The 12,411-nt window shown below is 45.6% G+C and carries 9 protein-coding genes; 1 reads left to right on the forward strand and 8 read right to left on the reverse strand.

Annotated elements, in window-relative coordinates; translation table 11 throughout:
* Positions 1 to 211 precede the first annotated feature (211 nt).
* The 8 genes from glmS to ppc form a co-directional block, all read right to left on the reverse strand.
* Entirely contained in the window at positions 212 to 2,044 is a 1,833-nt protein-coding gene (gene glmS / locus Q9R46_RS23645) for a glutamine--fructose-6-phosphate transaminase (isomerizing) (RefSeq protein WP_145334662.1), read from the reverse strand.
* Positions 2,045 to 2,200: 156 nt separating this feature from the next.
* A complete protein-coding gene (locus tag Q9R46_RS23650; protein WP_311282024.1) occupies positions 2,201 to 2,437 on the reverse strand; it encodes a hypothetical protein in 237 nt (78 codons plus the stop codon).
* A gap of 373 nt (positions 2,438 to 2,810) precedes the next feature.
* Positions 2,811 to 4,151: a phosphoglucosamine mutase gene (gene glmM, locus Q9R46_RS23655; RefSeq protein ID WP_311282025.1), complete on the reverse strand. Its 1,341-nt coding sequence runs from the start codon at positions 4,149 to 4,151 to the stop codon at positions 2,811 to 2,813.
* Between the two features lie 81 nt (positions 4,152 to 4,232).
* Positions 4,233 to 5,735, reverse strand: a complete 1,503-nt coding sequence (locus Q9R46_RS23660; protein WP_311282026.1) for a CdaR family protein — start codon at positions 5,733 to 5,735, stop codon at positions 4,233 to 4,235.
* Positions 5,728 to 6,567 (reverse strand): diadenylate cyclase CdaA, encoded by an 840-nt coding sequence (gene cdaA, locus Q9R46_RS23665; RefSeq protein ID WP_090924354.1) that lies wholly within the window; start codon positions 6,565 to 6,567, stop codon positions 5,728 to 5,730. The genes Q9R46_RS23660 and cdaA overlap by 8 nt, the downstream gene beginning before the upstream one ends.
* Before the next feature lie 290 nt (positions 6,568 to 6,857).
* Entirely contained in the window at positions 6,858 to 7,472 is a 615-nt protein-coding gene (locus Q9R46_RS23670) for a zf-HC2 domain-containing protein (protein WP_123065969.1), read from the reverse strand.
* 135 nt (positions 7,473 to 7,607) lie between these two features.
* A complete protein-coding gene (gene sigW / locus Q9R46_RS23675; protein WP_090924356.1) occupies positions 7,608 to 8,174 on the reverse strand; it encodes an RNA polymerase sigma factor SigW in 567 nt (188 codons plus the stop codon).
* Between the two features lie 253 nt (positions 8,175 to 8,427).
* Positions 8,428 to 11,220, reverse strand: coding sequence for a phosphoenolpyruvate carboxylase (gene ppc / locus Q9R46_RS23680; RefSeq protein WP_311282027.1), 2,793 nt, complete (start codon positions 11,218 to 11,220; stop codon positions 8,428 to 8,430).
* A 578-nt stretch (positions 11,221 to 11,798) separates the two neighbouring features.
* Here ppc and Q9R46_RS23685 point away from each other — a divergent pair.
* Positions 11,799 to 12,158 (forward strand): WGxxGxxG family protein, encoded by a 360-nt coding sequence (locus Q9R46_RS23685; protein ID WP_145334652.1) that lies wholly within the window; start codon positions 11,799 to 11,801, stop codon positions 12,156 to 12,158.
* The last annotated feature ends 253 nt before the right edge of the window (positions 12,159 to 12,411 follow it).

Here is a 12,411-nt window from a genome sequence, read left to right on the forward strand (position 1 = left end):
CTGGCTTTGTCTCCTTTTTTCATTTTCATTACAACGAATGATCAAGGCTGTATAGTGTATTTTTGAGAACTAAAAAAGGAAGCCACGAGTCAATCTCTCGGGCTCCCTTTTCGATATTAAAACCATTTATCATACTATACGAATCAAATCTCTTTTACCGGTTCATACCTTTCGATCCTGACACTCTTGTTTGTTCATTCTAGCCAGGATGTTACTCAACCGTTACACTTTTCGCCAAGTTACGCGGTTTATCGACATCGTGACCCAAAGCGAGGGAAGCGTAATATGCCAGCAATTGCAACGCAACAACAGACAGAGCTGGGCTTAGAAGTGGCAATGTCTTAGGAATCGCAAACGCTTGGTCCACGGATTTCAGCAATGGAGCTACGTGCTCTTCGTACGTAATCGCCAGTACGTCTGCGCCACGTGCTTTTACTTCTTTGATGTTACTTACCGTTTTCTCCAGTACGTTCTCCTGTGTTGCCAAGGCAATAACAGGGATACCGTCCTCGATCAACGCGAGTGTACCGTGTTTCAACTCACCTGCAGCATATGCTTCAGAGTGAATATAAGAAATCTCTTTCAGTTTCAACGACCCTTCTTGAGCTACCGCATAATCCAGACCACGACCGATAAAGAAGAGATGTTGATGTTTGGAGATTTGCTCTGCATATCCTTTAATGGCATCTGCTTGCTTCAGCATGGATTCCACTTGCTCAGGCAGTGCTTGCATCGCTGCCAAAGTATGTGCAATCTCATCCTGTGTTTGTGTACCACGTACTTGTGCAAGGTACAGACCAAGCAGGTTGAACGCGATCAACTGGGAAGTGTAAGCCTTAGTGGAAGCCACTGCGATCTCTGGTCCAGCCAATGTAGCAATTACATCGTCTGCGTCACGTGCGATCGAGCTACCCACAACATTTGTAATCGCCAGTACATGCGCACCGTTAGATTGAGCTTCACGCAGTGCTGCCAGCGTATCTGCTGTTTCACCGGATTGGCTCACGACAATAACAAGTGTATCTTTGTTTACAATTGGTGAACGGTAACGATACTCGGAGGCTACATCCGTTTCAACCGGAATACGTACCAATTGCTCAATCACTGTACGTCCAACCAGACCTGCATGGTACGCCGTACCACATGCAATAATCTGAATGTTACGAATATTTTTAATTTGCTCTTCTGTCATTTTGAGCTCAGGAAGTTGCACTTTCTTGCCTTCATTGTCGATGCGGCCCAGCATTGTATCACGATATGCTTTTGGTTGCTCATGAATCTCTTTCAACATAAAGTGCTCAAATCCGCCTTTTTCCGCGGTTACCGCGTCCCAATCGACACGAATCATTTCCCGAGAAATAAAATTGCCCTCAATCGTCATCAATTCGACAGCATCATGTGTCAATACAGCCATTTCACCATCATTCAGAATGTACACATTACGTGTATGTTCCAGAATTGCCGGGATATCGGAACCAATGAAGTTCTCGCCTTCACCAACACCAATAATCAATGGGCTAGCTTGACGCACAGCAACGAGTTTCTCAGGCTCATGCTCTGTCAATACACCCAGTGCGAATGCACCACGCAACAACGTAATCACTTTTTGCACAGTTTTAACAATGTCACCATTGTATTCACGTGCAACCAGGTGAGAAATGACTTCAGTATCCGTCTCGGAAGTAAACGTGTGACCTTGGGAGATCAGTTCATCCTTCAGCTCCAGATAATTCTCGATAATCCCGTTATGCACAACGGAGAACTTCTGGCTTCCATCCGTATGTGGATGGGAATTCTCGTCCGATGGTTTACCATGCGTAGCCCAGCGAGTGTGTCCGATTCCGGCATTACCTACCAGCGGAGCACCATCCAGCTTTGCTTCAAGGTTCGCCAAACGTCCAAGAGCTTTCGTAATTTGCAGACCTTGCGGTGTAAATACAGCGATCCCTGCAGAGTCATAACCACGATACTCGAGCTTTTTCAATCCCTCGACCAATACCGATTGAGTGTTCTTATTACCAATATATCCAACAATACCGCACATAATTTAGTTCCTCCGTTTGTATATGAATACTGTGTCTGGAAGAGAAACAGGCAGAGGTGGACGTATTGGAAAATGATAGATTGCTTACCGTATCATGAATATCATTTCCTATTCAGTTATCAATGATCAGAACGGCCTTCTGCCGCCCTGCTGTGTTCATGCTCTATTACGAATGCAATCATGAATGTACATCATTTTCCCGTCCGCGCACTGTTTACGCCCTTCGCGCACATTCATTTTTAATTTTATCTGATCCTCTGCACCTACCGGCGCGTTGTGTGGACAGTCACCCATCCATTTTCCGCAATCCGGTTTACGGCTCTGGTGCATCACCGGGAGGTCCCCGCCGAACAATCCGAACACCTCCACCTCGTCAGCTTGATTGCCGTCCATGTTGACCATATTCTCTCCTGATTAGCAAAAGAGACATTAAGCAACATGCGTCCCGCGCAACTCCAAGCTCTGGCGCTTGTGTAACTGTAACCTTACAATCCTCACTTTCCGTGTCTGAATGACGACTCCACTCATTATATGCACCTTAAGTCCATTTTGCAATGGAGCAAAGTACCTGTAACCATTTCAGCATATTTACCCACGCTCCTGGCCAAATAATCAGACCCATAGTCTTATCTGGCCAGGACGCAGGAACAATGAATGAATCGTTAATATATGGAATTAAAGCAGTCTCTGTATAACCATATGCCAAGAAATCAATTTTGTGAAAAATAACACTCAAATCGCATGACAACAAGCTTTTCTCCGGAGACTATACCAGTTCTTTCTGCACAACATCAGCAATCTGGGATACAAACTGCTCCAGCTCATCCTTATCTGGCCCTTCAGCCATAACACGGATCAGGGACTCGGTGCCCGATGCACGAACAAGCACACGACCATTATCCCCCAGTTTTTCTTCTACTGCGGCGATCGCCTCTCCGATGGCAACATTGCCTTCGTATTTGCTCTTGTCTTCAACGCGAACGTTAACCAGCACTTGCGGATACTGTGTCATGATTGCTTTCAACTCACTCAGCTTTTTACCTAAAGCTTTCAGTGTGTCGACGAGTTGAATTGCCGTTAGCATGCCATCTCCCGTTGTATTGTAGTCCAGGAAAATAACGTGACCCGACTGCTCGCCGCCCAGATTATATCCACCACGACGCATTTCTTCCATTACGTAGCGGTCACCAACAGCCGTTTTGGCTGTTTTCAGCGCCAGTTTCTCTGTTGCTTTGTAGAAGCCAATATTACTCATAACGGTAGACACCACCGTGCTATCTTTCAGCTTGCCTGCCCGATTCATCGCGTCTCCGCAAATACATAGAATAAAGTCACCATCGACTTCAGCACCCGTTTCATCAATAGCAATCAGACGATCGGCATCCCCGTCAAAAGCAAGACCAAGATCCGCTTGATGTTTCAGCACCTCTTGCTTTAGATGCTCCGGATGAGTCGAACCGCACTGTTCGTTAATGTTCAGACCGTTGGGCTCAGCGCCAATGGCAATAACTTCAGCCCCAAGCTCACGGAATAATTTTGGCGCCAGTTCATATGCCGCACCATTGGCACAGTCGAGTACAATTTTGAGACCAGAGAACGATTCAGACACAGTTGTTTTCAGATAATCCAGATAACGATAGCGAGATTGCTCATCCATCGTCACGGTTCCAAGACCTGCACCAACGGGGCGTGGCAATTCATCTTTTACCGCATCCATCAGTTCTTCGATCCGGTTCTCCGTCTCATCCGATAGCTTGAAGCCATCTCCACCGAAAAATTTGATACCGTTATCCTCAACAGGATTGTGGGATGCCGAGATCATTACACCCGCGTCCGCTTTGAGCAAACGAGTAATATAAGCGACACCTGGAGTAGACACGACACCCAAACGAATCACGTCCGCTCCAATAGACAACAGACCCGCTACAAGCGCTGATTCCAGCATAAGCCCGGAGATGCGTGTATCCATGCCAATAACTACTTTGGGTCTTTCTACACCACCTGCAAGCACGTAACCACCAAAGCGTCCGATGCTGTACGCCAGCTCCGCCGTCAACTCTTTATTCGCAACCCCTCTTACACCATCTGTACCAAAATATTTACCCATGATCTAACTCCTTCTATTTGCATCATATATGAGCACATCAGTATAATTTTAAAATTTAAAATAGATAAAAAAATGGCTTCATTACGGATTAGAGCCTGATTTACTCCCGTTGTTGTTATTATTTGCACCGTTGTTTACACTACCGCGATTTGTTGCAGGACTTCCCTGCTGGCTTTGATCCTGCTGTTCCGTATTCGATTCGTTTTGCTCTTCTACAGGATCCGCGTTGGGTTGCCCATTCTCAACTTCAGCTGGTGATGGATCTGGTCCCGATGGATTATCCTCACCAGAGTTTTGCTCTGGAGGAGTAGTCGCATCCTCGGCTTTTTCACTGATTTTCACCGTGGCACTTAAATTATTCGACGCCTCATCCAGCTTGGCAAACCTGGGCAAATCAGCTTCCAGTTTAATCTCATGTGTGCCCACACCAAGTCCCTGGAGATTGGCTGTAAGTTTGATGTCATCACCACTGAGACCTTCAAGCATGGTTCTTGACCCACTTAGTGTAATGTTCTGTCCACCACTTTTAGGAGTAACCAACTCACCTTCCAGCCCGTTCCCCGCACCAGTTAAATGAATCGGCACGTTGGGAAAGACTTTGGTCGTTGTTTCGACCTCATCATATGTGGACACCGTTACCTTGATCTGAATCGAACTAGGCTCGATTTTCTCAGAACCAGAGGGCGGCGTCAAGTCCACGTTAACTGTAGAGGTACCAGACTCCGTGAATTGCGCAAGATCAAGAGTAGCTTGGTCGTAGGACTGTATACCTGCAAGTGCTCCCTCACTCCCATAAATCGAGACTTCTTTCACGCTAGGCTCGACCGAGGAGAGCACCAGGCCCTCTGGTAACTGTCCTGAATATTTGATCCTCAAGGGAACTTTTGTGTAGGGCTGATTGACTGGTACTCGAACTTCGACCGTTTGAGGTGATATGGTTGCATTTTCGATCACTTTACCCTCAGCATCATATGCCTGAAGCTTCACTTTTTTCTGGATGACATCTTCCTTCGCATCTTTCATACTGACGCTGCCCTGAACACTCGCTACGGCATCAAGCTGTCCTTCCGGCAGAGTTACCTTAACTGGAGCGGATGGTTCGACCACAGGCGTTCCAGCCGTATATCCAGCCGAAGGCTCTCCTTCGGGTACAATATTCACGTTAAACGATTTGGTGCCCAACTTCTCTACATTCACTGTCACCATGGACGGTTCCATACTGACGACTTCAACGCCTGAAGGCAGATCAGGGACAAGCGGCAGTGTATTCGAACCATCCTTAACCTGACTCAAATCAACCAGAACCTTATAATCATCATTGGTAAAAATGGACGTCAGCATCGAACGTTGTCCTTTGATCTCCAGCCGCACCTCATCTGTGCTAAGTGAAGTAAGAACATAAGCATTACTATCCAGCCCATATGGCTGAACAGGCACAGTACGCTCCACAACCTTGCTCGATATCCCCGTTGTGATGGTTGGCGTAGTGGGTACCTCATCCAGATGAATCATGAACCAGAGAAGCAGGCTTACCGCCAGTGCAAGTATTTTCGCAAAGTTATTGTTGTTAAACCATTTATCCATTGTTACGTCCCCCCTTCCGTTTCCAGAAGGTTGACCATGCATTCTTTTTGCTCAGATTGGAGGTCGGACGCAATTCCTCATACAGCTTGGCAATCAGCGACTCTTCCTTAATATCACGAACTACCTGTCCATTCATCGCCAGAGAAACTTGCCCTGTCTCCTCCGAAACAACCAGACAGATTGCATCGGCCACCTCCGTTATTCCGATTGCCGCACGATGGCGCGTTCCCAATTCCTTACTGATAAACGGATTCTCGGATAATGGCAGGTAACAGGCTGCTGCAGATATTTGTTTTCCTTGAATGATGACTGCCCCATCATGGAGCGGCGTGTTGGGAATGAAAATGTTAATCATCAGTTCAGAACTGACAAGAGATTGCATTTTGATCCCGGATTCCGTGTAGTCATTCAGTCCTGTTTCACGCTCGAAGACGACAAGTGCACCAATTTTACGGCGAGACAAATAGTTAACGGACTTAATAATTTCACCAATTAACACGGTTAACTCTTCATCACTTGCGGCCGCTGAGCGCCCAAACAGTTTACCTCGACCCAATTGTTCCAAACCACGACGGAGTTCCGGCTGGAATATGATAAACACCGCAACAACCCCAAACGTAAACATCTGGTTCATTAGCCATTTAAGTGTATACAGATTTAGCCATGTGCTTAACGCCCAGATCAACACCAGGAACAAAATTCCTTTCAGTAGCTGAACCGCGCGTGTACCCCGCACAAGCAAAATCAGTTTGTACATAATATAGGTAACGATCAATATATCGATAACGTCCTTAATGGACTCTTTCCACGTTAAGTCAGCAAAATAATTCATAAGCCAGCCCCCGCTATCCCCATTGATGAGTAAACTCTGATCTCATATTAACCATTTGGGATTTTACATAATCCCTTCTTCGCATTTATTCAATGCTTATCTATATGTAGTATGTTCTCATTACTATCTAGGTTATAACGTTACCGTTCAGGTTGCAAGTTACTCCAGTCACAAACTGCATGTAAGCTTCTTTTTCGCACTTTCTCTGTCATTTAGGCAATAAAAAAAGAGCACCCCACGCAATTCGGAGGTACCCTGCTTGGTATATACCCGTGAAGTTATACCCTGACTTAGCGGTATGCAACTTCATTTACCATATTGGTTATTTTGTACCAAAACCAATCCAGCGCCTGATCAATACTTTTTACCTGACCTGACACGTGCGCTGTAGAAGCTTGAAACAGTTGCCCGTCGATGACCGTCAGATTGCCATTCACATCACCATACACCTGAGCGGTTCCATTCTCTATCGTAAGATCGCCAGCAACTGACTTACCTTCTGGAACAATAACCGTGTTGCCTTGAATCACGAGCTGATCCAGACTGTTCCCCTTAACGACCATTTCGTTGTTCTGATTCCAGAAATTGAAGGCGCTAAAGAGCATCACGACCAAAAAGAAGGCTGCCGCCGTCAGCGCGGGATGTCCTTTGACCCATCTGAGCCATACTTGCTGTCTCTTGGGCTGTGGCAGAGCATTCATAATTCGATTGGTCAGCTCATCCGAGGCAGACGGTGAATAATGTTTCATGGCAAAGAGTAGCATTTCCGTCTGTTCCAACTCTTTAAAGCGCATGCGACAATCCGGACAGATTAATAAATGGCTTTTCAATTCAGTCTTCTGTTCCGGGGACAACGACTCATCCAAACATTCATGCATTAAAGAGACGGCCGAGTTGCAATCCATATGAGAGCCAATCCTTTCCTTAGACACTTAGTCCATGCACCTGCAAAAAGCATGCATAAGACTTGCATACATTTCATACGCATCCGTTTCGGATATGTTTCAAATAATTTTGCCCAAAATTTCGGGTGTTTGTGATTATAGCTTATATTCCAGTTTTTTGCGCAGAAAATCACGGCCCCGGTGCACCCTTGTCTTAATCGTTGTTACGGGCATACCTGTGACATCACTGATCTCCTGTAATGACAAGTCCTGTAAGTATCTCAATACCATAACAGACTTATACTTGGCTGGTAAGCTATCAATCGCCTCACGGATGAGGGTTTGTGTTTCGGAAAGCAGTGCTTCACTCTCTGGTGTTCGATCATCACTCGGAAGCATCGCGTAACCATCAGATCCTTCCTGATCATTCAGCTCAGCATCGAGCGAGTAGGAAGGTTTCTTTCTACGCAACCGGTCGATGCACAAATTCGTTGCAATCCGATAGATCCAGGTCGAGAATTTCTGATTCGGATCATACTTTTCCATATTTCGAAACACACGCAAAAACGTCTCCTGAACAACATCCTCCGCTTCGTGACGGTTGCTCAGCATCCGATATGCCAAATGAAACAGCTTGTCCTTGTATAGTTCAACGATTTCTGCGAAGGCTCTCTGGTCTCCCTTGAGTACCAGCTTCACAAGCCTGTTCTCCAAATTGTCCACCCTGATTCCCCCAGACATGCTGATGGGTCTTCCGTCTTCTGATACCCGTCCACACTTGTAATTCACCAATCAAATCGTAAATCAACTTTGGTCAAAAATCAAGACTGTATGACAAATATCCTCCAAAAACAGTAAAAACGGGAACTCCCTGAGGAGTCCCGTCTAATCTCTCCTCTCATAAGAAGAGATGGATATTTAGTTTATTACATAAATCATTCATCATATGAGTATTGTGAATGATCCTGATCATACATCAACCTGTATTCCGTAGTCCTGCTGCAATACCATTAATGGTCAACAATACTTCCCGAAGTAGTTCGGTATCATCCTCACCACGTTCACGCATATCACGCAGTTCACTGAGCAACTGTACTTGCATGTAGGAAAGTGGATCAACATACGGATTACGCAAACGAATCGATTCCTGAATCACAGGCACATCATCCAGAATTTCAGCTTCGCCTGTAATTTTCAGAATCAGCTCTTTGGTAAGCTTAAACTCCGATTCGATCTGACCGAAGATACGGTCACGAGCTTCTTTATTGGAAGTCATGGCCGAATACTCTTTAGCGATCACTAGATCTGCTTTGGCAACCGCCATCTGTACCGTATCAATCAGCGTACGGAAGAACGGGAAGTTAGCATACATGTCTTTCAGGACGTTCAGGTTTTCTTCTTTGCCCTGATAGTAACTTTGCAACCCCGTACCTGCCGCATACCATGCCGGAAGCAGGTAACGGCTTTGTGTCCAGGCAAATACCCAAGGAATCGCACGCAAGTCTTCAAACTTGTCACTGCCCTTCCGTTTGGATGGTCTTGAACCGATGTTGAGCTCACCAACCTCCGGAAGCGGCGTAGACTCCTTAAAGAACGTGAAGAAGTCCGGGTCACGGAAAATGAGATCCTGATACTTCGTCAATGACACTTCCGAGATGTCTTTAATAATCTCATCCCAAGCTTGCTCAGACGCCGACTCTTGCGGCTCCAGACCGTTCAGAGCAGCTGTGATCAGCGCCGAAGTAGCCTGCTCCAAGCTGCGGTAAGCAATCCCTTGGAGAGAATAACGAGAAGAAATAACTTCACCTTGCTCCGTAATCTTGATGCCGCCGCCAATCGTATGAGGAGGCTGCGCAAGAATACTACGGTTCAGTGGCATACCGCCACGTCCCAATGCTCCACCGCGTCCGTGGAAGAACTTGAGCTTCACGCCATGCTCATTGCCCACAGCCGTAATCGCGTTCATCGCTACGCGCAGTTCCCAGTTTGCCGTAACTACACCGCCATCTTTATTACTGTCGGAGTATCCAAGCATAATTTCGTGTAACTCATTACGTCCAGTCACGCTTGCACGATATATAGGTAAGTTAAACAACCGTTGCATAATGTCCGATGCTGCATGAAGGTCGTCAATCGTTTCAAACAATGGTACAGCTTGCAGTGTAGAGATCACTTCACCGTTTGCCCCTTTGGAGAACAAACCTACCTCTTTGGCAAATACCATTACTTCAAGTAAATCACTTGCTCCCTGTGTCATACTGATCAAGTAACTCGTGATACAGCCTGTACCGAATTCATTCTGTGCACGCTTAATTGCGCGGAAGACATCCAGACACTCTCTCGTTCCTTCCGTGTACTGATGATACGGGGAAGTAAGCGGTCTTGGATCATCCAGCAAACGAGCAAGCAGATCGATTTTCCCGTCTTCTGTCAGACGTGCATAATCGTCTACAATATTCATTTTTGCTAAAATTTCCGACATCGCACTTTCATGCTCCTTGCTGTGCTGACGCACATCCAGAGCAGCGGTATGGAATCCGAAAAGTTCAACCTGACGAATCATTTTACGCACTGTAGTATCTGCTACATAATCAGCAAAATGATGACGCAAGCTACGGTCGATAATCAACAGATCATCAATCAGGTCTTGAGCGTTCTGGTAGCGATCCGGCTGACCAACCTTGTTCTCATCAAGGACATTGTTCAGCTTGGCAATCATGTAAGCCAGTTTAATGCGATAAGGCTCTTTTTCATTACGCCAAATGTCCACTTTTTTCAAAGTAACACAGTTGCGATCCTGCTCAATCGACTGCGCCAGTTCATCCGAGATACGAATGATGTTGGTGCTGAAGCTGAGGTGACCCATAAGTTCAATCATAATCCGCTGATACTCACGCAAAGCGAGCTTGCGTTGCATCAGAAGCGTTTGCCATGTTACATCTGAAGTTACCGATGGATTTCCATCCCGGTCTCCACCAATCCAGGAACCGAAACGCAAATACGTCGGCACATGCCAGTCATGGTCTGGATAAAATTTATTCAGGCAACGTTCCAGTTCCTGATATACATCCGGAAGTACGTGGAACAACGTTTCATGAAAGTAATACATTCCGTTCCGCACTTCATCGAGTACAGTCGGTTTGCGATCGCGAAGCTCATCTGTCTGCCAGAGCGTAATAACCTCATTCAACAGTTTCTCACGCAGTTGTTCACGTTCACGCAACGTCAGCGTAGGATTGTCCAGTAGCATGACATCTTCCGAAATCCGTTTATGGATATCCAGAATAACCCGGCGCATCGCTTCTGTCGGGTGAGCTGTCATCACGAGTTCCAGTGATAGGTCATCCAGAATCTCCTCTACTTCGGTATGAGACAATCCACGTTCTTTTAGGTCCTGCACGGCCTTTTCAATCGAACCTGGCTGTACAGCATCTCCCGCAGAACGCTCGTAATCCCGTTTACGCCGAATCCGATGGTTTTGTTCAGCAATATTAACTAATTGAAAATAAATAGCGAAAGCTCGAATAACCTGATGACGATTGTCCGAGTCTAATTCCTGGATCATCGTTTTGAACTCTTCATACAGTTCTGGCAAAAACTCTGCACGCAACGATTTGCTCGTTTCCCGAATCTTCTCAACGACATCTAGAAGCTCCGTGCCTCCTTGATGGACAAGAACTTCTCCGAGTATGTTGCCCAGGAACCGCACGTCTCGCCGAAGCAGGTTGTTGGATTGGCTTTTGCTGGCGGTTACCGTAGTTTCAGTCATGCTTATCCTCCCATCTGATCGTTCCATTCGTACACGTAAATTTGACACCTTCATAACATCATACAATAAAATGGTACGAAAATCTTTATTTTTCTACTAGTAAAAATGGGGATTATCCCCGAAATACATCACAAAAACACGCTTTTTTATTCATTTTCTTGTTCTGCTTCTACGAATAGCCATATGCTGTCGCATGATACCTTTTTCACGTACTTTTTACACCTTGAACATCTTATAACTAATCTAAAAAATTCATAATTATGCAGTCTAAATGGTCAAGGTTTAAAATACGGAAGGTGCTTTCAATTTTCCAGCTTTAGCATTCATTGATAAACAGACGTTCCAAAGAAACATGACCGGCAAAGCAAGCTTTTGTATACTTTACCACACTGACGCAATGAATTAAAGAGGAATTTCGATTTTCTAACACTTACCCTTGTCTTTTGACTTATTTCTTATGTATTTTATAGCAAATTTGTTCGTTCCCCATAACTTAACACCCCTCCTGCTACATAATGTTCTTGCGCATTTGGGCAGATTATCTGATAGTTCGTACAACATAAAGGAGGAGTCACATCATGAAAAAAGCCACAACCATTATTGCTTCCATGTTAGTCGTTGCCGCAATGGCTGGTTCTGCAGGTGCTGAAGGCCATATGACCAACGGAATGGATACCAACGGTTCACGTGTCAAGTCTTATCAGAATAGCAACTACATGGACCGTACAAACAGCAACTTGAACATGAATATGGATGGTAACTATCGTACGAATGGTGATTACCGAAACAATGGGGATTACCGCACTAACAGTGTACGTACAAATGCAGCTACAACAACAGACCGCGACAACGGAATGGACTGGGGATGGCTTGGTTTGCTAGGATTGCTGGGACTGGCCGGTATGCGTAAGAGAGCAACTGATCATCACGAGCGTTAATTGATTGGGTCTTTTGTAAAAAAAAAGACCTCCGCTCCCAAGCTGGTCATCACTGACCTTTAGCGTAAAGCAACTATAAAAGAGCCTAACCCATTGTGTGAAGCAGTACACAACGGGTTAGGCTCTTGGATACATACAAGACGATCTGTGCCTTAGATCGCCCCCTAACACGATATATCGACATTTCAGATTCGTTATCGAAATATGCAAAAAAGTCTCTGCACTAAGTGCAGAGACTTTAATTTGAATCAGT

The organism is Paenibacillus sp. RRE4, assembly GCF_031844205.1.
Classification (GTDB): Bacteria; Bacillota; Bacilli; order Paenibacillales; family Paenibacillaceae; genus Paenibacillus; species Paenibacillus xylanexedens_B.

What these genes read in the sequence shown, in the direction of transcription:
- Q9R46_RS23685 (WP_145334652.1), top strand. Translation starts at nt 11,799, where the DNA reads ATGAAAAAAGCCACAACCATTATTGCTTCCATGTTAGTCGTTGCCGCA.
- glmS (WP_145334662.1), bottom strand. Translation starts at nt 2,044, where the DNA reads ATGTGCGGTATTGTTGGATATATTGGTAATAAGAACACTCAATCGGTA.
- Q9R46_RS23670 (WP_123065969.1), bottom strand. Translation starts at nt 7,472, where the DNA reads ATGGATTGCAACTCGGCCGTCTCTTTAATGCATGAATGTTTGGATGAG.
- cdaA (WP_090924354.1), bottom strand. Translation starts at nt 6,567, where the DNA reads ATGAATTATTTTGCTGACTTAACGTGGAAAGAGTCCATTAAGGACGTT.
- Q9R46_RS23660 (WP_311282026.1), bottom strand. Translation starts at nt 5,735, where the DNA reads ATGGATAAATGGTTTAACAACAATAACTTTGCGAAAATACTTGCACTG.
- glmM (WP_311282025.1), bottom strand. Translation starts at nt 4,151, where the DNA reads ATGGGTAAATATTTTGGTACAGATGGTGTAAGAGGGGTTGCGAATAAA.
- Q9R46_RS23650 (WP_311282024.1), bottom strand. Translation starts at nt 2,437, where the DNA reads ATGGACGGCAATCAAGCTGACGAGGTGGAGGTGTTCGGATTGTTCGGC.
- ppc (WP_311282027.1), bottom strand. Translation starts at nt 11,220, where the DNA reads ATGACTGAAACTACGGTAACCGCCAGCAAAAGCCAATCCAACAACCTG.